23 protein-coding genes are annotated in these 21,465 nt (G+C 70.1%); 11 read left to right on the top strand and 12 right to left on the bottom strand.

From position 1 onward, the window contains the following. Positions 1-30: 30 nt before the first annotated feature. On the bottom strand, positions 31-2,550 hold the full coding sequence (locus AB7I40_RS13270; protein ID WP_428344879.1) for an FAD-dependent oxidoreductase: 2,520 nt from the start codon (positions 2,548-2,550) through the stop codon (positions 31-33). 113 nt (positions 2,551-2,663) lie between these two features. Here AB7I40_RS13270 and AB7I40_RS13265 point away from each other — a divergent pair, with 113 nt between their 5' ends. Next, on the top strand, positions 2,664-2,867 hold the full coding sequence (locus tag AB7I40_RS13265) for a hypothetical protein (RefSeq protein WP_428344878.1): 204 nt from the start codon (positions 2,664-2,666) through the stop codon (positions 2,865-2,867). Between the two features lies 1 nt (position 2,868). Here the strand turns inward: AB7I40_RS13265 and AB7I40_RS13260 are convergent, their stop codons facing one another. The 5 genes from AB7I40_RS13260 to AB7I40_RS13240 all read right to left on the bottom strand — a co-directional run bounded on the left by AB7I40_RS13260 (position 2,869) and on the right by AB7I40_RS13240 (position 6,421). Continuing rightward, positions 2,869-3,264, bottom strand: a complete 396-nt coding sequence (locus AB7I40_RS13260; RefSeq protein WP_428344877.1) for a nuclear transport factor 2 family protein — start codon at positions 3,262-3,264, stop codon at positions 2,869-2,871. A gap of 32 nt (positions 3,265-3,296) precedes the next feature. Continuing rightward, positions 3,297-3,980: a DUF6629 family protein gene (locus AB7I40_RS13255; protein ID WP_428344876.1), complete on the bottom strand. Its 684-nt coding sequence runs from the start codon at positions 3,978-3,980 to the stop codon at positions 3,297-3,299. 107 nt (positions 3,981-4,087) lie between these two features. Continuing rightward, complete coding sequence (locus AB7I40_RS13250) at positions 4,088-4,345, bottom strand: PspC domain-containing protein (RefSeq protein WP_428344875.1); 258 nt, start codon at positions 4,343-4,345, stop codon at positions 4,088-4,090. Between the two features lie 187 nt (positions 4,346-4,532). Further along, positions 4,533-5,564, bottom strand: coding sequence for a YncE family protein (locus AB7I40_RS13245; RefSeq protein ID WP_428344874.1), 1,032 nt, complete (start codon positions 5,562-5,564; stop codon positions 4,533-4,535). Positions 5,565-5,584: 20 nt separating this feature from the next. Further along, the gene (locus tag AB7I40_RS13240; protein ID WP_428344873.1) at positions 5,585-6,421 is read right to left on the bottom strand and encodes an NYN domain-containing protein; all 837 of its coding nucleotides are present in this window, start codon (positions 6,419-6,421) and stop codon (positions 5,585-5,587) included. Between the two features lie 164 nt (positions 6,422-6,585). On the opposite strand from AB7I40_RS13240, the gene AB7I40_RS13235 reads away from it, so the two are divergent. From AB7I40_RS13235 to AB7I40_RS13220, 4 genes are read left to right on the top strand one after another with little or no spacing between them, the layout of a single operon-like run. Then, positions 6,586-6,987, top strand: coding sequence for a hypothetical protein (locus AB7I40_RS13235; protein WP_428344872.1), 402 nt, complete (start codon positions 6,586-6,588; stop codon positions 6,985-6,987). Positions 6,988-7,035: 48 nt separating this feature from the next. Further along, positions 7,036-7,776 (top strand): ATP-binding cassette domain-containing protein, encoded by a 741-nt coding sequence (locus AB7I40_RS13230; RefSeq protein WP_428344871.1) that lies wholly within the window; start codon positions 7,036-7,038, stop codon positions 7,774-7,776. Then, positions 7,773-9,098, top strand: a complete 1,326-nt coding sequence (locus tag AB7I40_RS13225) for a hypothetical protein (protein ID WP_428344870.1) — start codon at positions 7,773-7,775, stop codon at positions 9,096-9,098. Before AB7I40_RS13230 ends, AB7I40_RS13225 begins: the two co-directional genes overlap by 4 nt. Then, entirely contained in the window at positions 9,095-9,739 is a 645-nt protein-coding gene (locus AB7I40_RS13220) for a hypothetical protein (protein WP_428344869.1), read from the top strand. The genes AB7I40_RS13225 and AB7I40_RS13220 overlap by 4 nt, the downstream gene beginning before the upstream one ends. A 10-nt stretch (positions 9,740-9,749) precedes the next feature. Here AB7I40_RS13220 and AB7I40_RS13215 read toward each other — a convergent pair whose 3' ends face one another. From AB7I40_RS13215 to AB7I40_RS13200, 4 genes are all read right to left on the bottom strand, one after another. Next, on the bottom strand, positions 9,750-11,144 hold the full coding sequence (locus AB7I40_RS13215) for a flavin monoamine oxidase family protein (RefSeq protein ID WP_428344868.1): 1,395 nt from the start codon (positions 11,142-11,144) through the stop codon (positions 9,750-9,752). 22 nt (positions 11,145-11,166) lie between these two features. Beyond that, the gene (locus AB7I40_RS13210) at positions 11,167-11,613 is read right to left on the bottom strand and encodes an SRPBCC family protein (protein WP_428344867.1); all 447 of its coding nucleotides are present in this window, start codon (positions 11,611-11,613) and stop codon (positions 11,167-11,169) included. A 69-nt stretch (positions 11,614-11,682) separates the two neighbouring features. Then, positions 11,683-11,934 carry a DUF4242 domain-containing protein gene (locus AB7I40_RS13205; protein WP_428344866.1) on the bottom strand — a complete coding sequence of 84 codons (252 nt, stop codon included), beginning with the start codon at positions 11,932-11,934 and terminating at the stop codon, positions 11,683-11,685. A gap of 77 nt (positions 11,935-12,011) precedes the next feature. Further along, positions 12,012-14,597, bottom strand: coding sequence for an ATP-binding protein (locus tag AB7I40_RS13200; protein ID WP_428344865.1), 2,586 nt, complete (start codon positions 14,595-14,597; stop codon positions 12,012-12,014). Between the two features lie 74 nt (positions 14,598-14,671). Between AB7I40_RS13200 and AB7I40_RS13195 the strand changes: the two genes are divergently transcribed. The 4 genes from AB7I40_RS13195 (at position 14,672) to AB7I40_RS13180 (ending at position 17,433) form a co-directional block, all read left to right on the top strand. Then, positions 14,672-15,379 carry a sortase domain-containing protein gene (locus tag AB7I40_RS13195; protein ID WP_428344864.1) on the top strand — a complete coding sequence of 236 codons (708 nt, stop codon included), beginning with the start codon at positions 14,672-14,674 and terminating at the stop codon, positions 15,377-15,379. Between the two features lie 57 nt (positions 15,380-15,436). Further along, positions 15,437-15,793 (top strand): hypothetical protein, encoded by a 357-nt coding sequence (locus AB7I40_RS13190; protein WP_428344863.1) that lies wholly within the window; start codon positions 15,437-15,439, stop codon positions 15,791-15,793. A gap of 147 nt (positions 15,794-15,940) precedes the next feature. Further along, entirely contained in the window at positions 15,941-16,657 is a 717-nt protein-coding gene (locus AB7I40_RS13185) for a GAF and ANTAR domain-containing protein (protein ID WP_428344966.1), read from the top strand. A gap of 53 nt (positions 16,658-16,710) precedes the next feature. Further along, a complete protein-coding gene (locus tag AB7I40_RS13180; protein ID WP_428344862.1) occupies positions 16,711-17,433 on the top strand; it encodes an ANTAR domain-containing protein in 723 nt (240 codons plus the stop codon). On the opposite strand, the gene AB7I40_RS13175 is transcribed toward AB7I40_RS13180, so the two are convergent. Beyond that, positions 17,430-17,813 (bottom strand): STAS domain-containing protein, encoded by a 384-nt coding sequence (locus AB7I40_RS13175; RefSeq protein ID WP_428344861.1) that lies wholly within the window; start codon positions 17,811-17,813, stop codon positions 17,430-17,432. The genes AB7I40_RS13180 and AB7I40_RS13175 overlap by 4 nt on opposite strands. 156 nt (positions 17,814-17,969) lie before the next feature. On the opposite strand from AB7I40_RS13175, the gene AB7I40_RS13170 reads away from it, so the two are divergent. Both AB7I40_RS13170 and AB7I40_RS13165 read left to right on the top strand, forming a co-directional pair. After that, the gene (locus AB7I40_RS13170) at positions 17,970-18,323 is read left to right on the top strand and encodes an MmcQ/YjbR family DNA-binding protein (protein ID WP_428344860.1); all 354 of its coding nucleotides are present in this window, start codon (positions 17,970-17,972) and stop codon (positions 18,321-18,323) included. A 17-nt stretch (positions 18,324-18,340) separates the two neighbouring features. Beyond that, the gene (locus tag AB7I40_RS13165; RefSeq protein WP_428344859.1) at positions 18,341-19,060 is read left to right on the top strand and encodes a 3-keto-5-aminohexanoate cleavage protein; all 720 of its coding nucleotides are present in this window, start codon (positions 18,341-18,343) and stop codon (positions 19,058-19,060) included. 4 nt (positions 19,061-19,064) lie between these two features. Here AB7I40_RS13165 and helR read toward each other — a convergent pair whose 3' ends face one another. Then, the gene (gene helR / locus AB7I40_RS13160) at positions 19,065-21,224 is read right to left on the bottom strand and encodes an RNA polymerase recycling motor ATPase HelR (RefSeq protein WP_428344858.1); all 2,160 of its coding nucleotides are present in this window, start codon (positions 21,222-21,224) and stop codon (positions 19,065-19,067) included. Positions 21,225-21,465: the final 241 nt, after the last annotated feature.

The raw sequence follows: 21,465 nt of genomic DNA, 5'->3' as shown, positions 1-21,465 counted from the left end.
CAGGCTAGCCCCCGAGGACACCCAGGTCGGTCAGCTCAGCACGCGTGCCCGCTGCGGGTCGAAGAACGGCTTGAGTGAGACCTCGGCCGGCACCCGGGTCCCGGCGATGTCGATCTCGAACGACCCGGCAGCCAGGTCGGCGCCGGTGAACCCGTCGTCCCGCGAGATCCCCGCGATCCCGCACGCGGCCCCCAGGGAATGGCCGAAACCGCCGCTGCGGACGTGGCCGACCGGCAGCCCGTCCCAGTAGACGGGCTCGTCGCCGAACAGGTCGTGGTCGGGTGAGGTGAGCAGCACGTTGACCAGGCGCCGGTTCAGCGGACCGGACTCCCGCTGCTTCAGCAGCGCATCGCGTCCGACGAAACCGCCGGACTTGTCCCACGCGACCGCGAAGCCCAGACCGGCCTCCAGCGGGGTGTCGGTGGAGTCGATGTCGTGGCCCATGTCGCGAAACGCCTTCTCCAGCCGCATCGTCTCCAGGGCACCGACGCCCGTCGGGCGGAAGCCGAAGTCGGCGCCGGCCTCACGCAGCTGGTCGTAGAGGGTGGCCCCGAACTCGGTCGGCACCAGGAGGTCCCAGCCCAGCTCGCCGACGTAGGTCACCCGCAACGCCCACAGCGGGGTGTAGCCGAGCTCGACCTTCTGCGCTGTCAGGTAGGGGAACGCCGTGTCCGACCAGTCGTTCGGGCTCAGCGACTGCAGCAGCTCACGCGAGCGCGGGCCCTGGACCGACAGCAGCGCATGTCCGCTGGTGACGTCGGTGACGGTGAGGAACTCACGCTCGCGGGTCTGGCGGCGGATCCAGGCCGGCACCCGGCGGTGGATGGTGTCGCCACTGACCACGACGTAGGCGTCCTGGGCCAGCCGGGTGACGGTGACGTCGGCGATGATCCCGCCCCGGGAGTCGAGCCACTGGGTGTAGACCACCCTGCCGACGGCGGTGTCGACCTCGTTGGCGCAGACCCGGTTGAGCACGGCCATCGCGTGCGGACCCTGCACGAGGTGGTGCGACATCAGGGAGAGGTCGAAGATCGCGATGTGCTCGCGCGCGTGCAGGTGCTCCTCCTTGGTGCGTTCGAACGCCTCACCTCGCGCGAAGCCCCACTCGACGCTCGGGGTGCGCCCGGGGCCGGCGAAGTAGTCGGGGTACTCCCAGCCACTGGTGGCCACGAAGTGGGCGCCGTCGGCGACGTGGTGGGCGTGGTACGGCGAGCGGCGTACGTCGCGACCCCGCTGGGGTTGGGCGTTCGGCCAGGCGCCATCGTTGAGGAGGAACCCGAGGCGCTCCACGGTGCGCTCCTTGCGGAACAGCCGCGTCGCCTGGAACTCGTGGGCCCGGTCGACCCCGAAACCGGTGACGTCCAGCGGCGGGTGGTCCTCGATCAGCCACTGCGCCATCATGTGGCCCAGGCCGCCGCCGGAGAGGATGCCGACCGAGTTGAGCCCGCAGGCGAGGTAGAGGCCGTCGACCTCGGGTGACTCGCCCAGCATCGGTGCGAGGTCGTCGGTGAAGCTCTCGGGGCCGCAGAAGAGCGTCCGGATGCCGACGTCCTCGAGTGCCGGGAAGCGCCGCATGGCGACCTCCAGGAAGGGCGCGAGTCGATCCCAGTCCGGAGGGAGTACGGCGAACGCACTGTCGCGCGGGGTGCCGTCCAGCGCCCAGGCCTTCCCGACCGGCTCGAACATGCCGACCAGGAGCCCGCCACCCTCCTCGCGGTAGTAGCCGTAGGACTCCGTCTCCTCGATGACCGGCACCGACTCCGGCGTGACGCCGTCGATGGGCTCGGTGAGCAGGTAGTAGTGCTCGGCCGCCTGGAGCGGCACGGTCACGCCGGCCTTGGCCGCGACCTCGCGGCCCCACAGGCCGGCAGCGATCACGACCTTCTCGCACTCGATGTCGCCGCGCTCGGTGCGCACACCGACGACCCGGCCGCGCTCGAGGAGGAAGTCGGTGACCTCGGCGTGCTCGAAGATCCGCACACCGCGCTGCCGGGCACCCTTGGCCAGGGACATCGTCACGTCGACCGGGTTGGCCCGGCCCTCGTCGGGCGTCCAGAAGCCGCTGACCAGGTCCTGGGTCCGGATCAGGGGCACGAGGTCGGCCACCTCGCGTGGCGAGAGGACCTCCTTCGACATGCCCACCGAGCGCATGTACGCCGTCTCGCGGCGCAGGCCCTCGTCGGCGCGCTCGGTCGTGGCCAGCTGCAGGTAGCCGCACTGGCGGAACCCGGTGGACAGGCCCGTCTCCTGCTCCAGGCGGGCATAGAGCTCGGCGGAGTAGCGCGCCATCCACAGGGCGTCCTCGGTGGTGCCCCCCGACACCACCTCGCCCGCGGCATGCCACGTGGTGCCCGAGGTGAGCTGCTTGCGCTCCAGGAGCACCACGTCGCTGGCTCCGAGGAGAGCCAGGTGGTAGGCGATCGACGTGCCGATCACCCCGCCTCCGACGACGACGTACTGGGCCCGGCTGGGCAGGTCCCCGGACGGGGACGGCGACGCGGCCACGGCCTGGGCAGCCGTGGGGTTGATGGCTGTGAAGTCGAGCGACATAGAGGCACTCTGCCACCATTTGAATGGCCATTCAATGTGGTCGCGCGGTTTGCGCCACCTCAGCGTGGGTACGGGAGACGTTTGCCCCCGAACCGCTGAGCGAGGAGAACGACATGGGACGACTGATCGGGATCATCGTGGTGGTCTGGCTGCTGATCGGTGTGCTGGCAGCATTTCAGCGTGACTACTTCTCCGACAATCGCGACGTGAGCTGCAAGACCGCGAGCGACACAGCCCTGACCGTGGTCGCGGGTCCGTTGAACTACGTGGGCGTCAACCCGAAGGTGAAGTGCAAGGTGCCCCAGCCCTCCGAGTGACTCAGGGGCGGCGCAGGTAGTACTCGGTGAACTCGCGGCACCGTCCCGTGGCGTCGAAGCGCATGACGAAGCAGTTCTCGAACTGCTGCACGACCGGTCCGTCGGGGACGTCGCGGTAGTGCGAGGTCCCGGTGGCCACCACGACGTCCCCGTCGACGGCGACAGGGGAGTAGGTGGCGCCGTACGTCCCGGGCGCGTCCCGGGTGGAGGCGTCCTCTGCGGAGCCCTCACCCAACCAGGAGGCGACGACCTCGGCCCGACCGACGATCGGCTCGTCGTAGGGGTGGTAGCGGTACTCGACGTCCTCGGCGAACAGGGCAGCCACGTCGTCCGGGTCGTACGACAGCCAGGCGCTCACATAGCGATCCAGCCAGAGCTGGGCGGTCTCGCGGTCCATCCAGTCACCGTAGCCCAGCCTCGCCGGGCGGGTCAGTGGCCGGCAAGCAGCCGCGGTTGGCCGTGCAGACGGTCGGAGTCGGGGAGCCGGCGCCGCCGGACCATGTGCACGACCACCAGGGCCGAGGTGAGCGCGGCGTACACGCACCAGAGCGAGGCGAAGGCGTCCAGGTAGATGAACGCGACCACCAGCAGCCCGACCAGGTTCACCAGTCCGAAGGCGACGATCGAGCGGTAGCCCGACAACAGGGCCGGACCGATGACCGCCACGACGTAGCCGATGGACAGCAGGGTGCCGTGGGTGAGTCCGGTGTCGTACTCCAGGGCATGCGGGTGCACCACCACACTCAGCGGCGAGGTGAAGATCTCCACGGCGAAGACCACCGACAGGGCAGCCCCGAGGATGACGAACGGGGCCACCCTGCGCCGAGCGCCCTGAGGTTCGAGCAGCAGCACCGACAGTGGGAACAGGGTGGGCAGCACCACCATCGCGAAGCCGACGTAGAGCCACGCGGCGGCCTGGCCCAGCGCCGACGAGACCGACTGGTCCTCGAAATGCGCCCAGACCAGTGCCTCGGTCAGCTGGTGCAGCGCGAACAGCAACGGAAGCGAGGCGAACGGCAGCTCACGGACCTGGCGCACCTCGCGCAGCGAGACGACAGCCATCGGCAGAAGCACGGCGCCAGCGATGACATCTGCCTGGACGGAGAAGCACACGAGGACCTCTCAGCACGGCCCCGCCGGCCTCGATCGGACCGGGCGGTGGACGCCGCACAACTACGTCCACCGTACTCACACCTGCACTCGGCCCCCCGGGAACAGGGTCAGGCGGCCGGCGTCGGCACACCGACCTGGGTCCGGGCGGCGACAGTCTCCTCGGACGGCATCAGGATCCAGAGGATCGGGTAGACCAGGATCTGGCTGCCGGGGACGACCAGGAGCAGCAGCACGAACAGGAGCCGTGCGGTCCACGGGGTCAGCCCGAACCGGCGTCCGAGACCGGCGCACACGCCGCCCAGGACCCGCTGGTCACTGGACCGGACCAGGCCGAGCTGGGCGAACTTCTCGTGGATGCTGTTCATGGTGGAGCACGTCCTTCGTGGTGATGGGGCCAGGGCATCTCCCTGACATCTCCACTCTCCCTCGAAGCCGTCCCTCACCACATCGGGTGCTCCCCTGACTGACCCCTTGTCTCGCCAGGGGCAGGTCTCGGGGTCACGGCACCGGGTCCGGCGCCGATGAGCGTCGGCACCTGTCGCCCACCGCTGCTCAGGAGGCGTCCCGGTCGACCTTGAAGACGGTGGCGTCGTTGGCTGCCGAGGTCCACACGGCGTCGTCAGTGACCAGCAGACTCCCGCCGCTGGGCACGGGGGCGATCGCATAGCGGGCCGCGACCTCGCCGCTGATCGGGTCGATGCGGAGCAGGAACTCGTCGGGATGTCGCACCCACACCCCGGAGGGGGTTGCCACGACATCGCCCTCGCTGCCGGTGCTCAGCCCGGGGTACGCCGCCTGCGGCTCGAGCTCCGTGTCGAGCCGCAGGAGGCCGGCGGACCCACTGACCCAGACCTCGTCGTCGGTGACCGAGATGTTGGTGGGTTGCGTGACGCTCACGCTGTCGGTGACCTCGCCGCTCGCGGTGTCGACTGCGATCACCTCGTCGTCGAGGAGGCAGGTGGCATACACCACTGCGCTGGTGACCGCCGTCTGGAAGCAACGACGCGCCAGGGGCACCGTCGTCTGCTCAAGGTTCCTGGTGTCGACGCTGGTGAGTTGGCTGCCGTCCCCGGTCAGCACCCAGACCCGGCCACCGCCCACGCCCAGAGAAAGCTGGTCGAACACCTTGTCCACCTTCGCCCGCCCCGTCTCCTTCAGGGTGGCCGGGTCGAGTCTCACGATGTCAGTGGTGGTGTCGCTCGCCGAGCAGGCCCACAAGGTCTCGCCGTCACTGCCGATGCCCTGGCAGTAGTGGGCGATGTCGGTCGCCGTGTCGATCTTCCTCTGGGCCGTCACCTTGCCGGTGCTGGCGTCTAGCCTGACCACCCGGCCGTCGTCAGTCTTGACGAACACCGCACCGTCGAGCCCGGCCAGGCCGTCCGGGTTCTCGATCTCGATCGAGGCGAGCTTCCAACTGGCCGGTGCCACGACCGATCCGGGGGCGACCGGGAGGGTCGCTGCCGCCTGAGCCGGCGCACCGGTCGTGGGGGAGGGGGCAGGAGTCGAGGAGTCGTCCGAGCCTGTGCAGCCCGGGACCGTGGCAGCGAGCGCCAGGGCGCAGGCCAGGGGAGTCACCCTCCGCATGGACAGCAGTCTGCTCCGACTCAGTTCGCGTTGTCCAAGGTTGGGGAGGCGCGGTCGCGGCTGTTGCTCACGGGGGCCTTCGGTGGCGACTTCTTGGCCGGCTTTCGCTTCGGATTCTCACGCAACCGGACGCCCTGGCCCGAGGTGCGCTTGACCTCGAAGAGGCCGATGGTGGTGACGAGGTCGACCAACTTCGCGTAGCCCCAGTTGCGGGAGTCGAAGGCTGGCTGCTGCTTGGCGACGTAGTTGCCGACACCGCTCAGGTTCGCCCAGCCGTCGTCGTCGGAACCGGCGTTGATGCCGTCGCGCAACAGCTTGACCAGTTTCGTGTCACTGCGCAGCTCAGTCTCGCTCTTGCGCACGGGCGCCGAGGCGACGGGGAGCTTCTCGCTCGGTGCGGGCATCTCCTCGGGCGGGCGCAGGACGTCCAGGAAGACGAACCGGTTGCAGGCGGCGACCAGGGAGCGCGGTGTGCGTGGCTCGCCGAATCCGTAGACGGTCTTGCCAGACTCACGCAGGCGCGAGGCGAGCCTGGTGAAGTCGCTGTCGGACGTGACCAGGCAGAAGCCATCGAGGTTGCCGGTGTACAGCAGGTCCATGGCGTCGATGATCAGCGCGCTGTCGGTGGCGTTCTTCCCCGTGGTGTAGGCGAACTGCTGGATGGGTTGGATGGCGTGGGCGTTGATGACCTCCTTCCAGCCGCGCAGGCTCGGGGTGGTCCAGTCGCCGTACACCCGCTTGACGGTGGCGCTGCCGTACTTCGCGATCTCCGCGAGGAGCGCCTCGACGATGGTGGAGGTGGTGTTGTCACCGTCGATGAGGACGGCGAGCCGGGTGGAGTCCGGTATCGAAGCCATGCGGTCGAGGGTAGTGCGCCCGTGCTGCGGTCGCGGGTCTTCGGGTCGACGGCGTGAATCCCTGCCTGTGTACAACCCTGTCGACAGGTGTTTGTAGATCTGTTTAGATATCTGCACTTGCCAGATCGCATCGGGCGACGGCACAGAATCGGGGGCACGATCCAATGAAGACACTCCTCGCAGGGGCAGCGGCCAGCATCTTCCTCCTCGCAGCGCCGACGGCGGCCTACGCCGTGGGCGTCTCGTCGGGGGACGGCCAGGGGGCACAGACCGTCCACGACTGGCATCCGTGTGGGCTGGACACCGGAGGGTGGCTGAAGTCCACGGACGGCCACCCCGTCTACTTCGCGGGGATGACGACGTGGAAGAACCTGATCCCGGACGAGAACGTCGGCCGCTACACGAGGTCCACCACCTCCGCCGACTACGTGACCAGGCGTGGCCTGATCGGGTCGGATCGATCCTGCGCCTCCCACAACTCGTTCACCGGCGTGAAGGTTCGCATCTGTCGCGATCGGCCGCTGATGCCCGACAGCTGTGGGAGCTGGGTTGCGATCCGGAAGTAGCAGCCCCCGTCCACCTCGTTGACCCTGACACCCACAAAGCGAGCTCCTTTGCTGATCATCCGCGCAGACAACGTCCACAAGGCCTATCGGAGATTCATCGCGCTGAATGGGGTCTCGCTCGAGTTCGGGCCCGGCATCACCTGCCTGCTCGGTAGGAACGGTGCCGGCAAGTCGACGCTCGTGCGCCAGCTCGTGGGCATCGAGCAGCCCACCTCCGGCAGTGTTCGTTGGGAGCTCGACGACACCCTGGTGTCGGGGCGGGCGGGGTTCGCAGTCATCGGTTGGCTGCCCCAGGCGTTCGGGTTTCCGCCCGGCCTCAGTGTGCGGGAGTTCGTGGCGTACGCCGCGTGGCTGAAGGAGTTCCCCCGTGAGCAGACGGGGGAGCGTGTGGCAGAGGTCGTCGCACAGGTCGGCCTGGCCGGGGCGTCGGACAAGCGGCTGGGAGACCTGTCCGGTGGCATGCTGCGACGCGCCGGTCTCGCTGCCGCGATCGTCCACCGACCAGCGGGCCTGATCCTCGATGAGCCGACAGCCGGGCTCGACCCCGTGCAGCGGGCTGACTTCCACGAACGGATCCGGGTCCTGGGTGAGTCCACCACCGTCCTGTTGGCCACCCATCTCCTGGAGGACGTCCACGCTGTGGCGTCGCGCGTTTCCGTCCTCGATGGTGGCTCGGCGGTGTGGCACGGCGACACGGCGGCTCTCTCCGCACTCGGGGGCAACGACACCGTGAGTGTCGACTCGCTGCGCAGCGGTCTCATCGAGTTGATCGGCCGGGAGCTGTCGTGACGGGTGTTCCCATCACCCGGCGACAGGTGGTGCTCGGCTCGGTGCTGCTCTTCCTGGTCACGCTCATGACGGTCGCCGGGGACTACGCCAGCTGGTGGGGATCATGGGGTGAGACGAGCGCGACCCTCGAGACCTCGACCCTCCTGACCTATCCAGCCGTGGCGGCGATCGCGGCCTGGACCACGTCAGGCTCGCGGCGCAACCGCTACCAGTGGATGCTCGACTCCGCCGCTCGTCAACGCCACTCGGTGCACCTCCGGGTCGTCGCCACCCAGGCCGCCTCGGCCTCCGTGGGATTCCTCGTGGTGGCGCTCATGGCGGGGATCGCGACGGCGACGCAGGCGACCTTCGGGACCTTCCCCATCATCGACCTGTTCACCATCGTTGCCGGGTTCTTCGCAGCATCCGGACTCGGAGTCCTGCTCGCCACCCTGGTGCCCCCGGCGCTGGCTCCTGTCTGCGCGGTCGCCACCGTCTATGCCGTCGGGGCCTTCGCCGACACGAGCAGGCCCTCCCTGCGCCCGCTCGCCGGCTTGATCGTGGCCGACGGACGCGACCGCACCTACCTCAGTGCCGCCACGTGGATGCTGGGGCTGCGTGGGATGTGGCTCCTCGCCGTCGCGTTCCTTCTCGTGGCTCTCGCGGCGCGAGCGTCGTCGAAGGCGTGGCTTCCCCTCGCTGCGGCCTGCCTCACCGCGGTGCCGCTGCTCCTGGTGGGAGACGCCGGCATGACTGTCGATGAAGCAGCCGCCCGGCCGGTGTGTCACCACCCGCGCCCGAGCGTCACCGTGTGCCTGTCGGCGGCGCTGGATCACACCTACCCATCGGTGTGGTCGGCGCTGGAGCCGGAGCTCGACCTGCTATCCGGGCTTGCGGGACAGTGGCACCTCGCCGAGAGTGCGGTGGCCGATCAGCTCAATGCGTCCTACCGAGACGGGACGATCACCGTCCCCTTCGAGATCGTCAACGGCACCGACTCGAGCGCCCACGTCGCGGATCGTGAGGCCCTGCAGGTGCAGTTCAGCGCCACCCTGCTCCAGGGTCTGTGTGGGTCAGGCGGTGACTACACGGGTCGTCGCCCCGTAGCGACACCGGAGGATGTGATCGAGTCCTGGCTCCTCTCGGAGCTGGACATCCCGCTCGACGGCCATGGACCCGAGGACCCCCATCTCAGTTCGAAGTGGTTGGACTACACCGCCATGGAGCGCTTCCGCGCGCACTGGGACTCGCGGACGGCCACCCAGCGCCGGGCGTGGTTCCGAGCCCACGCGCAGGATGTCGTCCAATGCCAGCTGAGCAACGTCGAGGTGATGACCCCGTGAGCATCGTCCGGCAGGTGGTGACGGCGCGAGGCTGGAACACCCGCACCGTCGCCAGCCTGGTGGCCGCTGCCGCGGCCTACTGGGTCGTGGCCCACGTGGGCATCCGACTTCGGAGCCCTGCCGACCTGCTCACGGCCGGTCCGGTGCTGGACAAGATGATCCTGGTCGGCCTCGCGATGCCGGTCGCAGTGATCGTGCGATCCCTCGAGGACCGCTGTGCGTGGCTCCTGGCGACGGGAGCTCGCCGACGGTGGCGCGTGCGCGCGGCGTACCTCGCCGGGGTCTACCTCGCCAGTCTCACGTTGGGCGTCGCTCTGGCTTGGGCCACGCCCGGTCAACAGTCCCGCCTCCTGGTCGTGAGCGATTTCGCGCTCCTGCTCGGCCTGGGCTGCCTGGCCGCGGTGCTGTTCGGGGCCCAGCTGGCCTGGACTGTCCCAGTCGGCGTGGCGCTCGCCTGTTCAACGCCCGGGCTGATCCCGCTCGACGTGAACGCGCCCTCACGAGCAGACCATGCCTGGGTCGTGCTGTGGACCGCGCTGGCGGTGCTCGTCATCGCGTTCCTGCTCTTCACGCGCTTCGACGACCAGGGGTTCGGTGGCAGGCGCCTGCGGACGCGGCTGTCCGGGATCACCGACGAATGATGGCTCCGGGTCAGCCGAGCGCAGCCGCCACCTGTCGCGCCACCCGGCGCCCGGTCCGAAAGGCACCGTGCACGGTGGAGCTGTAGTCGGGTTCGGTCGCCTCACCGGCGAAGAAGATCCGTCCGGCCACCGGCACACCGAGCGCGACGCGATCGGCGCGGGTCGAGCCGACGGCATTCGTGGAATAGGAGCCGTGCGCGAACCGGTCCCGCGACCAGCGGGTCGTGGTGATGGCCACGGGTGCCGGGGTGTCGTGGCCGAACATGGACCGGAGCGCTCGCACTGCCTCGCCGCGGACCTCGCGGTCCTCGGCGCGTTCGATGCGCCGAGCCCGGTCGCCGCCGTGGAACGCCACCAGGACCGGCGGACCTGCCTTCGCCAGGCTGAACCACTCCGCCCACGCGCCGTGCCGCGGCCCGAGGAACTCCTGCCAGTCCTCTCGGACCGGCCAGAACGGCCTCTCGAAACGCAGGAAGGTCTTGCTCAGGACGCCCATGCCGAGCCGGTGGATCGCCTCGTCATGACGCTGCGGCAGGTGTGGGGCGAAGGCGATGCCGCCGTGCTTGAGCACACCGAGAGGGACCGTCACCACCACCGCCCGCGCGTTGATCGTCCCCGCATCCGTCTCGACCCGTACGCCGCGACCGCGCAGCACCACGCGTCGTACGACGACTCCGAGGTCGACGTCCAGTCGGCGCGCGAGGTAGGCAGGGATCCGGTCGTAGCCGTGCGGGAAGAACGCGTCCTCGCCGGTGCGCCCGTACTCCTTGCCCTGGTCCACCGTCCGGGCCGACAGGGAGTCCGGATCGGCGCCCCACTCGGTGGTGTAGTTGGCGTTCAGGTAGAAGTCGAGCTCGTCGCGCTCGAAGGCGTCCAGGTGGAGGCCCGCGACCCGTTGGCGGACCGCCACGGCCAGCGACTGGTCGTGCGGCCTCAGAACTGCGCGCGCCTGCGCCTCCTCGACGATGCGCTCCCAGCGACCGCTGTGGGGGCGTACCCCTGCGCGGCGCAGGCGGCTGTCGATGTGGACGCGCCCGGAGTCGTACGACGACGGCACCAGCCGAGCTCCCGCCCGGTGCGCGATCGCCGTGATCGGGTTGCCGGCGGCGTACCCATGGATCCACGACGCGCCCAGGTCCACCGGCGCGTCGGCCCAACCGCGCCACGTGTGGATCCGGCCGCCCAGGCGCTGGCGCGCCTCGAGGATGCGTACGGCGTAGCCGGCGCGACGAAGCCGGTCGGCGGCCACGATCCCGGCGATCCCCGCGCCGATCACCACGACCGTGGGGCGTTCGCGACCACCGGCATGAGCCGGCTGCCGACCTGCCTCCAGGGCCGCGGCAGCACCCGCTCCGAGGATCAGCGAGCGCCGGGAGACGGTCAGCGGCGCAGGGCCGAGCCTCATAGGGTCCGTGTGTGCCACCGGCCTAACGGGCCTCGACCGCGGCCTTGATGCGCTGCGCGAAGGCGTCCGCATCCTTCCTGGCCGCCTTCAGCGCGAACCCGACGACGAGCTTGCCGAAGCCGTGCCCCTCCAGGTTGTTGAAGATCGTGACCCTGGTCTGCGAGTCGCTGACCCGCTCGAGGTCATAGCCACCCTCGGTGACCATCACGGCGTTCTTCGACCGCTCCTGCCACCGGATCGTCGTGGGCGCCACGAACGTCGTCAGCTCGAAGCGGCGCGCCGTCTTCATCCCCGCGTCCTTGACGGTGCTGACGAACACGGTGCCGAGTCCGGACGGGCCCTCCGGCTCCTTGCGGATCGACTGCACCCGCGGGCTGAACTCGGGATCGTTGGTCCCCTCCGCGAGATAGTCGAAGACCTCCTGGATGGGACGGTCGACCACTGCGGAGCCACTGAATCGTCCTGACATGACTCGATCATGCGCAGCAACGCCTGCCCTGCACAACAGGGCAGGCGTCGCTTCTTGTCCCAGGAGGGCTCAGACGCCTTCCTGCACCTGGAAGAGCGCATCGGCGACCAGGCCGTGGGCATCGCGGTGCACGGTGTTGGCGGCCTCCGCATCAGGTGCCTCGACGAGGCAGAAGATCTGGCCCTTGCTCTCGTCGACCCAGTAGCGCAGGTAGTTCACTCCGTGCGGTTCCTGGGTGGCGAGGTCGGCCTGGTGGGCCTTGGCGACGTCGTCCATGGTGACGCCGTCACCGAGGGAATGTACGTCCATGAAGAGAGGCATGAAGGGGTTCCTTTCGTGATGTGTTTTCCTTCCCCTCCTGTCTACGGCGCGCAGAGTGCCGCCTTCATCGGTAACCACTACCCAGATGCGCCGCCGGGACTACCCAGATCAGCGAGCTCGCCTCGGCCGCGGACCCCGAGCTTGGCCCTGATCGAGGCCACGTGGTGTTCGGCGGTCCGTCGGGAGATGACCAGGTGCTCGGCGATGGCTGCGTCGGAGAGGCCTCGGGTGACCAGGGCCAGCACCTCCTCCTCGCGCGCGGTCAGTCCGGCCGGGTGGCTGCTCGAGCGCCGCGCTCGCGGAACCGTCGCGCCGGCGGCTCGCAGCACAGCTCGAGCCCGGGCGGCGGCCGCGTCGGCCCCGAGACGGTCGAAGATCGGCACGGCCTCGGTCACCAGCTCGGGCTCCCCGCTCCTGGCCAGGGCGAGCGCCTGGTCGAACGGGCACCCTGCGTTCGCCCAGAACTCCGCCGCCGCCCTCCAGTCGCCGGCCAGCTCCGCGACGTACGGCGGCGGGAGGCCGGGCGCCACCGGCGTGCCGGGGCTGAGCCAGGTCGCCACGGTGCCCCGGTTCCACGGGCAGTCACCCGCGGCGACCACCGGCCAGGCCTCGGCAGCGATGGCGGCCGCCGCACCGGGATCGCCGGCCACCCAGGCCGCTTCGCAGCGCGCAGCGGCGGTCGGTCCGACCCGCTGGGGCTCCTGCATGCCCTCGACCATGGGCAGCACCTGGGCGAAGAGCTCATCCGCGGGGGCGTCTCCGGTCCGCACTGCGAGCTGCGCCATCACGAGCAGCGGCTCGACGGTGCCGACCGCGTCGACCTGCCCGCGGGCCAGCACCGCCTCGGCGTCGCGACGGGCACGGACGTGGTCGCCGCGGTCGAGGTGCATGCGTGAGCGCCAGCCCATGAGGTAGTAGGTCCAGGAGTCCAGGTCGCGGTCGACGCAGTAGTCCACCCCTTCGTCGAGGTAGCGCTCCGCTGCGTCGTAGCGCCGCTGCGCCACGGCGGACGACCCGAGGTTGCAGTAGGCCCGCGCCGCGTGTTCCTGGAAGTTCGCGGACCTGGCGCCCTGCAGGGACTGCAGCAGGAGCTGCTCCCCGTCGTGCAGGTCGCCCGCGACGATCTCCATGGTGCCCAGGTTGTTCAGGGCATGGACCTGCACCTCGTCACGTCCGGTGCCCTGCGGCAGTCGCTGGATCAGGTCGAGGGTGCGCTGGCCCCAGGTGCGCGTCCCGTCCAGGTCGCTGGAGAGCATGCGCAGTCCGGTCAGGTGGCTGTAGGCCATGGCCTGCTCCACCGTCCCGGACCCGTCGAGCAGCTCCACCGCCCGCGCGGCCTCCTCCTCCGCGGCGCCGTTGCGCCCGGTGAACCAGTTGAGCCGAGACTGGCACCGCCAGGCGTTGCCGACCCCCACCGTGTCGCCGGTCTCCTCCCAGATCCCGCGGGCCTGGGAGATGGCGTCGATGGCGGCATCGATCCGATTCGTGAGGTAGCACTCGTAGCCGAGGTCCCAGAGCAGCTGCGCACGCTCCGTGGAAGGCAGCTGGTCGGCGAAGGCGAGCGCGCGCCGGTACTGCCGCACGGCCTCCTGGTGGGCCCCGAGCTCAGCTGCTCGTGCGGCGGCCAGCGGAGCGTGGACGAGTACGGCGTCGCGGTCGCCCGCCTCCTCGGCGTGGTGGGCCAGGCGGGCCGGGTCGGCCTCGCGCCCCTGCAGGGCCGCGAGCAGCCGGCGATGCAGGTGGACGCTGCGCCCTGCGGGGATCTCGGAGGCGACCGCCAGCCGGGCGAGCTCGTGCCGGAACACCACGTCGTCGCCGACCTGACGCAGCAGTCCGCGAGACAGCGGCTCGTCGAGAGCCGTCAGCCCGTTGCTCAGCAATGCCGCCACCAGGCCGACCTCGGCCCGGGACCCTGCGAGGGCGACGACCTCGAGCGCGCGCTGGCCCGGCTCGTCCAGGCGGGCCACCCGAGACAGGACGGCATCGCGCACGGTCGGGGGCAGTTGTGCGGTGCCGGCCGAGAGCGCCTCGGTGACGAAGAACGCGTTGCCACCGGTCACTCGGTGCAGCTGTGCTACGTCCACGTCCTGCCCGGTGCCGGCCTGTGCCGCGAGCGCGGCCACTGCGTCCGGAGTCAAGGAAGCGAGGTCGATGCGGCGGGTGCCCATCGCCGAGGCTGTGTCACCGAGCAGCATCCGCAGGCCGTCGCCGCTGGCTGTGTCCTCGGGTCGATAGCTCACCAGCACCAGCGCTCGGCAGTGGTGGATGCGGCGGGCCAGGTGTCGCACCAGGTCGAGGGTGGCCTCGTCCGCCCAGTGGGCGTCCTCGACGACGAGAAGATACGGCTTGCCGCCGGCGCCGTCGCGCAGCGCGGCGAGCAGGCGGGCGAACACGTCCTGGCGGGAGGCGTCGGACGGCCACACCCCGGGGGGCAGGCTCGGCAGCATGTCCACCAGGGGGCCCAGCGGAGGAGGGGTGGCAGACCCGTCGCACCAGCCCACCGCCGTACTCGCGGGAGCGTCGGTGATGAGGTGTTCGAGGAACCGCGTCTTGCCGATGCCGGCTTCGCCGGCGACGTACACGAGTCGACCATGTCCCTCGGCCGCCTCGGCGAGGTAGCCGTGCGCAGCCCGCAGCTGCTCGTCGCGCTCCAGCAACGCCATTCGTCGATCGTAGGACCACGCGGCTCAGGACGGAACCGGATTGAGTGGCTGGGGACCCGTCGTACTCTCGGAGGATGGCAGGCAGCACGCTCGCGATGGCCGCCGCCCTTCTGGTGGCGGCGGGGACCTTTGCGGCCTGCAGCGAGTCGACGACCCCGACCGCCCGCTCCGAGCCGCCCGCGTCCCGCACGCCGTCGCCCTCCGCGTCCGTGACAGCCCCACCGGACCGCACGGCCCCGGCGGCTGCGAAGCCCCCGTTCAGCGTGAGCGACGGTCGGCCGCGCCGGGCGAGCCTGTCCATCCCGGCGCTGGGGCTCACTGACCTGGCGGTTGTGCCCTATCGGGGCAGGACCGACGACGCGCGCGGCACCGTCATCCAGGACGGTGGGGTCGCGGCGAGCCCCCACGGTCCGCAGGGGGGCGTTGGGCCGGGTGGGCTCGGCAACTACCAGGTGACCGCGCACCGGACGTCGTCGACGAGGGCCTTCGAGATGCTGCCCTCGCTACGGATCGGCCAGCGGGTGACCGTGACAGCCGGTGGGGTCCGCTACGTCTACGAGATCCGCCGCACGAGGGAGACGTCCTTCCGATCCGCTCGCTCGCTCGCCGAGCAGCGAGCCGCTGTCCCCGGCAGGCCGGGGTTGGCACCCACGCGGGCGTTCATCACGCTGTCCACCTGCGCCACCCGCGAGGACCACGCCGAGGGCAACTTCTGGTCGGACGAGTTCAAGAATCCCGAGCACCGCATCGACAAGATCGGCGTCCTCGTCCAATCGCGCTGACCTGTCGCAGATGTCCATCGGAATCGCGCCGACCTGTCGCAGAGGTACGGTGATCGGGTGGCGAAGTACGACGTCAACGATGCTGCGGTGGAACATGCGCGAGCGCTGATCGCCGGGCGGCAGTACACCCTCGACAGCGACTGGGGCGAGGTACAACCGAACGCTGAGGCGCAGAACGCCTTCCTCGAACGGCACTCGTGGGCGGACTACGCCGCCTGGCATCTCGGCCTGACCGTAGGGGCCAACGACGAGACGAAGGCGCGCTACGCCTTCGGGTACGGCGACTTCCGGCGCGTGCATCGCACGGCGCTGATCGCCTGCGTGTATCGGGCCTCGGAGTGGCGACACAAGTCGGTCGAGCTGGCGGCCCACGACCTGCTGCAGGAACTCGACCGCGTGGCCGGGATCGGTTGACGCAGGAGGAGGCGCGAGAGCGCCGGCGGTCTCGAGCACCGTGCCTGCTGAATGTCAGTATGCTGCGAGACACGTGCTGCCCCAGACATCGGCGGCTCTGATCGATTCCGGAGCCTCTATGTCTGACCTCGACTCGCTGTGGTGCCTATGACGACGACCACCGAGATCCTGACGGCGGTGATCGCCGAGGACGCGAGCGGGCGAAGCATCGCCGAACGGCTGTGCCACAGCTGCGCCTCCGCCCTACCGATCACGGGGGTCGGGCTGGCTCTGATGAACGATGCCGGCCACCAGGGCGTCATCGCCACCACGGACGGGGTCGCCCGGGTGATGGAGGATCTGCAGTTCACCCTCGGCGAGGGGCCCTGCGTGGACGCCTCCCGTCAGCGTCGTCCCGTGCTGCAGCCGGACCTGTCGTCGACCGCGTGCCGCACCTGGCCGCGGTTCGGGCCCGCGGTGCTCGCCGCCGGCATCTCGGCGATCTTCTCCTTCCCGCTGCAGGTCGGGGCGATCAGGCTCGGCATCCTCGACCTCTACCGGGAGACTCCCGGGATCCTGACGGCCGCCGAGCTGGCCGAGGCCCTCGCCTACGCCGACGCGGCGGTGGTCGTGTTGCTGAACCTGCAGGACCAGATGGAGCCGGGGCGGGGGCTGCATCCACAGCTGGGCGATCCCGTGCAGCATCACGCCGAGGTTCATCAGGCCACTGGTGTGATCGCAGTCCAGGCTGCGGTCGGCCTCACCGAAGCGCTGCTGCTGCTGCGCAGCCACGCGTACGCCGCGAACCGACCGATCCTCGCGGTGGCCAAGGAAGTGCTGTCCGGGGCCCTTCGATTCCATCTCGATGGGCGCGATGATCAATGAAGAGCGAGAACGATCGGTCCTCGACCGGACCGAACAGAGAAGGAACCCGCACCATGAACACTGAACAGCGACTCACCCGGGTCTTCGTCGAGCTGGCCGACACCCTGGTCGACGAGTTCGACGCCCTGGACTTCCTCCACACGCTCACTGAGCGAACGGTGGAGCTGCTCCCGGCTGATGCTGCGGGGGTGATCCTCACCGACCAGCACGGCCACCTCCAGGTGGTCGCCTCGACCAGCAACCGCGCCCAACTCCTGGAGCTCTTCGAGCTGCAGAGTGCCGAGGGGCCGTGCCTGGACTGCTTCACCACGGGCACCAAGGTGGCCAACGTCGCACCCGAGGCCGCCCGGACGAGGTGGCCGCGATTCAGTGCGGCGGCTGTGGAGGCGGGCTACAGCTCGACCCACGCTCTCCCGCTGCGGCTGCGTGACCAGGTGATCGGCGCGATGAACCTGTTCTGTGTCGACCGCACGTCGCTCAGTGACGACGACCTCATGCTGGGGCAGGCACTCGCCGACGTTGCCACCATCGGCCTCCTGCAGGAGCGCGCCGTACGGCAGTCCGAGCTCGTGGCCGAACAGCTGCAGACCGCCCTGAACACCCGGGTGCTCATCGAACAGGCCAAGGGTGTGCTGTTGGCGCGCGCGGGGGTCGACGTCGATGAGGCGTTCCGCCTCATGCGCGACTACAGCCGGCGCAACAGCATCAGGCTGAAGGAGACGGCCTCGCGGGTGATCGACGATGCCATCTCGGTCGAGGAGTTGAACGGGAACTAGGCGACGGCCTCCTCGAGTGTCGGGAACGTCGCCATCGCCCGGTCGAGCCCCGTCTGCGCGAGCATGGAACCGATCTGTGACGAGGCGCCGACGATCCGCACGCTGCCTCCCGAGCGGATCGCGACCCGCAGGCTGGCACTCATCACCCCGAGGCCGCTGGCGTCCATGAAGGTGACGCGGCTGAGGTCGAACACCAGGTGCGAGGGTACGTCGCTGAGGTGGTGCTGCAGCAGCGGCACACCCTGGATGTCGATCTCACCGACGGCCTCGATGACGCACCACTGGCCGGACCCGTAGTGGCGGACCGTGAGGTCTGAGGCTCTCGGGAACGGGACGTGGACGCCTGCGCGTGCGTTCGTAGCCCACTCTTCCCCGGACATGGCTGGCACCTCGGCTGAAGGTTGCGGATGACGGGGGCTGGGTCAACTGACTCCTCCCCATCGTCCTCGCCCGTGACACCTCACGTCAATCGCCCGTTCGGGTCATCCCACCGAAGGCGGAGCGGGCCTGTCCGAACGTGGTGTCAGGATGTCGGGGTGATCGGATGCAGCATCGCGGACGTCTTCGAGCTGGTCGACCAGCTTCCGGAGGTCACGCGGGTCGACAACGGGCGCTACTGGAAGCTCGAGGTCAGCAGACAGACCTTCGGCTACGTGTGGGAGCCGACTGTCACGGTGGGACTCAAGCAGACCATCGCCGAGCAGCTCGCCCTGGTCGCCGAGCGACCCGAGACCTTCGAGGTCCAGTTCACCTCGGGGGCCCACGGGTGGGTGGTCGTGCGGCTTGCCGGGGTGGAGCGCGACGAGTTGGCGGAGCTCACGTTCGAGGCGTGGCGGCTGACGGCCGCCGCAACGTTGCTCGATCTGCGTGGTGACCGGCTGCCGCGGTAGTCGAGGAGGAGGACCACATGTTGAAGGCGTGTCTCAACGGCAACCGGACCCGGACAGAGCATCCCGCCCTGCCAGTGACGGTGAGCGAGATCACGCGGGACGCTGCGGCTGTCTTCGCAGCGGGGGCCGACGCGGTGCACGTCCACGTCAAGGACGCGCACGGGGCCGACACCTTGGCGGCGACTGCGCTGGGTGCGGTGCTGCGTGCGGTGCGAGCAGCGGCCCCGGGCCTGCCCGTCGGGGTCACGACCGGGGCATGGGCGGTGCGCGATGCCGGAGCGCGGGTGGCTGCGATCCAGTCGTGGGCGACTCTGCCCGAGCTGCCGGACTTCGCGTCGGTCAACTGGCACGAGGACGGCGCGGACGAGGTGGCGGGGGCGCTTCTCGACCTGGGCGTCGGGGTGGAGGCGGGTCTGTGGCATGTCGCCGCGGCTGAGGCGTGGGCGGTCTCCCCGCGTCGCGATCGCTGCCTGCGGGTGCTGCTCGAGCTGCCGGGTGACCTGCCTGCGGAATCGGTGGAGGACGAGGCCCGGCGTCTGCTGGAGGTGGTGGACGGCCGGCTCCCGGTGCTGTTGCACGGGGAGGACTCCAGTGCCTGGCCGGCGCTGGTGCTCGCCGGTGGTTGGGGGCTGTCCACCCGGGTCGGACTCGAGGACGTGCTGTGGCTGCCCGACGGGTCGAAGGCCCCCGACAACCTCGCCCTGCTGCGTGCGGCGCAGGCACTGCTGGCGCGGTGAGCGGTCAGTCGCTCAGGATCACGAGCTGCTGGGTGGTGCGCGTCATCGCGACGTAGCGGTCCACCGCGCCCACGATGCCGCCGCCGAAGGACTCCGGTTCGAGGAGCACCACCAGGTCGAACTCGAGGCCCTTCGCCAGCGCAGGGGTCAGTGACCGGACGCGCGGGCTCGCTGGCCGAGTGCCGGCTGACCCGATCACGCAGGCGACGCCGTCGGGGGAGTCAGCCAGCCAGGTGTCGAGGAGGGAGTCCAGGTCGGCGGCGCTGGCGTGCACGACGGGTACGCCGCTCGCGCGGACCGACGTCGGGACGTTCGCGTCCGGGATCACGGCCCGGATGACCGGCTCGGCCTCCGCCATGACCTCCTGCGGTGTCCGGTAGTTGATGCTCAGTGACGCATGAGCGATCCGATCGAGTCCGGCCCGCTCCAGTCGGTCCTGCCAGGACTCCGTGAAGCCGTGCCTGGCCTGGGCGCGGTCCCCGACAATGGTGAAGCTCCGCGAGGGGCAGCGCAGCAGCAGCATCTGCCACTCCGCGTCGGTCAGCTCCTGTGCCTCGTCGACCACGATGTGCGCGAAGGGGCCGGCCAGCTGGTCCGGATCGGCTGCTGGCAGGGCGTGCTCGTCGATGATGATGCTCTGGGCGTCCTCGACCCGCAGCATGGACATCACCTTCATCTCGGAGTCGTCGTTGGCGACCAGGTGGTCCACGACCTCGGCCATCTCCTCCCGCTCGGCCGCAAGCCGTGCTGCCCGTCGCCGCCGGCGTCGCGACGTCTCGGGGTCGCCGAGACGCTGTCGGGCCGCGTCCAGGAGCGGCAGGTCGGAGACCGTCCAGACGTGCGGCGGCCGGCGTCGCAACAACCGCACCTCCTCCGCCAGGAGCCAGGGAGCACACCTGCGCAGGTAGGCCGGCACCTCCCACAGGTCTCCCACCAGGTCGGACGCCTCGATCAGCGGCCAGGCCCTGCTGAAGGTGCTGCGCAGTGCGGAGTTCTGGGCCAGCGACCGGTGCAGGAGCTCGCGCGAGACGTCGTCGTCGTCGTACTTCTCGACGAGGATGGCGAGCAACGCCTCCCAGATCTCGTCGCGCGCCTCGTTGTGCGGCGTGCCCGGGTCGGGGGCCTCGAACGCCTCAGCCCAGTCGGCGGCGCTGAGCCACAGGTCGCCCCAGGGTGTCTCGACCTCCATGCCCTCGGTGGGTGGCTCCTCGTAGAGCTGGACCGCAGGCTCGATGGCCCGCACCATGTCGGCCGAGGACTTGAGCCGGGCGACCTCCGGGTCGGCCTCGGCGAGGGCCGCCGCCCCTTCGGGCAGCAGGTCACGCAGGGTGCAGGTCTGCACCCCCTCCTCGCCGAGGCTCGGGAGTACGTCGGCGACGTAGGCCAGGTAGGGCTGGTGCGGGCCGACGAAGAGTACGCCGCCGCGCCGGTGACCGAGCCGTGGGTCGGAGTAGAGGAGGTACGCCGAGCGGTGCAGGGCCACGACGGTCTTGCCGGTCCCCGGCCCGCCGTCCACCACCAGGGCGCCGCGTGAACCGGCGCGGATGACGGCGTCCTGGTCGGCCTGGATCGTGCTGAGCACGTCGCGCATCCGCGGGGACCGGCTCGTGCCCAGGCTGGCGATGAACGCGGACTGGTCGTCGAGTGCCGCATGTCCTTCGAGGGCGTCGGGGGAGAACACCTCGTCCCAGTAGTCGTTGATGCGGCCGCGAGCCCAGCGGTAGCGGCGCCGGCTCGCCAGGCCCATCGGGTCGGCGTGGGTGGCGCCGAAGAACGGTTCGGCCGCAGGGGACCGCCAGTCCACGAGCAACCGCCGACCCTCGCGGTCGGTCAGGCCCAGCCGGCCGACGTACACGGTCTCGCACTGGCCGTCGTCGTCCGTGGTGACGATGCGTCCGAGGCAGAGGTCGAGACTGAAGCGGCGTAGCGCACGCAGCCGGGCGGTCAGGCGGTGCACCTCGAAGTCTCGGTCCATGGCGACCTGCCCTGTTCCGCCCGGCACCTTGCGGGTGGCGTCGAGGCGGTCGCTGAGGTCGGCGATGGTGTGCTCGAGGCTCTCTGCGATGGCGGCGAAGTGTCGTTCGTCGGCAGCGATCAGGGCCGGATCGGCCTTCGCGGTGAGATGGTCGGGCAGGTCGAACGCACTGCTCGTCAGGGGATCCACGAGATCTTCTCCAGTCCGCAGCGGGTGGCCAGGGCCGGCCATTCTGCGGCACTGTCGGGGGCTTGCCGCAAGGCCCCGGGTGCGCTATATCTTGGTTGTGGCGAGGGCATTCCCCTCGCCTTCGTCATGCCTCGGCGACGATGGCCCGCACGACGGTGCGCGCGGGGCTGGCAGCTCTACCGAGGAGCTTCTCCAGTCCGGTCAACACGACCGGCTTCGACTTCTAGAACACACGCCCCGC

It is taken from the genome of Nocardioides sp. (assembly GCF_050246775.1).
Lineage (GTDB): Bacteria > Actinomycetota > Actinomycetes > Propionibacteriales > Nocardioidaceae > Nocardioides.
Note: the sequence above shows the minus strand (reverse complement) of the source record. Positions and strands in the feature narration are given on the sequence as shown.

What these genes read in the sequence shown, in the direction of transcription:
- AB7I40_RS13215 (WP_428344868.1), bottom strand. Translation starts at nt 11,144, where the DNA reads ATGAGGCTCGGCCCTGCGCCGCTGACCGTCTCCCGGCGCTCGCTGATC.
- AB7I40_RS13195 (WP_428344864.1), top strand. Translation starts at nt 14,672, where the DNA reads ATGGCAGGCAGCACGCTCGCGATGGCCGCCGCCCTTCTGGTGGCGGCG.
- AB7I40_RS13270 (WP_428344879.1), bottom strand. Translation starts at nt 2,550, where the DNA reads ATGTCGCTCGACTTCACAGCCATCAACCCCACGGCTGCCCAGGCCGTG.
- AB7I40_RS13175 (WP_428344861.1), bottom strand. Translation starts at nt 17,813, where the DNA reads ATGTCCGGGGAAGAGTGGGCTACGAACGCACGCGCAGGCGTCCACGTC.
- AB7I40_RS13250 (WP_428344875.1), bottom strand. Translation starts at nt 4,345, where the DNA reads ATGAACAGCATCCACGAGAAGTTCGCCCAGCTCGGCCTGGTCCGGTCC.
- AB7I40_RS13210 (WP_428344867.1), bottom strand. Translation starts at nt 11,613, where the DNA reads ATGTCAGGACGATTCAGTGGCTCCGCAGTGGTCGACCGTCCCATCCAG.
- AB7I40_RS13205 (WP_428344866.1), bottom strand. Translation starts at nt 11,934, where the DNA reads ATGCCTCTCTTCATGGACGTACATTCCCTCGGTGACGGCGTCACCATG.
- AB7I40_RS13165 (WP_428344859.1), top strand. Translation starts at nt 18,341, where the DNA reads ATGTTGAAGGCGTGTCTCAACGGCAACCGGACCCGGACAGAGCATCCC.
- AB7I40_RS13265 (WP_428344878.1), top strand. Translation starts at nt 2,664, where the DNA reads ATGGGACGACTGATCGGGATCATCGTGGTGGTCTGGCTGCTGATCGGT.
- AB7I40_RS13245 (WP_428344874.1), bottom strand. Translation starts at nt 5,564, where the DNA reads ATGCGGAGGGTGACTCCCCTGGCCTGCGCCCTGGCGCTCGCTGCCACG.
- AB7I40_RS13240 (WP_428344873.1), bottom strand. Translation starts at nt 6,421, where the DNA reads ATGGCTTCGATACCGGACTCCACCCGGCTCGCCGTCCTCATCGACGGT.
- AB7I40_RS13235 (WP_428344872.1), top strand. Translation starts at nt 6,586, where the DNA reads ATGAAGACACTCCTCGCAGGGGCAGCGGCCAGCATCTTCCTCCTCGCA.
- AB7I40_RS13260 (WP_428344877.1), bottom strand. Translation starts at nt 3,264, where the DNA reads ATGGACCGCGAGACCGCCCAGCTCTGGCTGGATCGCTATGTGAGCGCC.
- AB7I40_RS13200 (WP_428344865.1), bottom strand. Translation starts at nt 14,597, where the DNA reads ATGGCGTTGCTGGAGCGCGACGAGCAGCTGCGGGCTGCGCACGGCTAC.
- AB7I40_RS13180 (WP_428344862.1), top strand. Translation starts at nt 16,711, where the DNA reads ATGAACACTGAACAGCGACTCACCCGGGTCTTCGTCGAGCTGGCCGAC.
- AB7I40_RS13185 (WP_428344966.1), top strand. Translation starts at nt 15,941, where the DNA reads ATGACGACGACCACCGAGATCCTGACGGCGGTGATCGCCGAGGACGCG.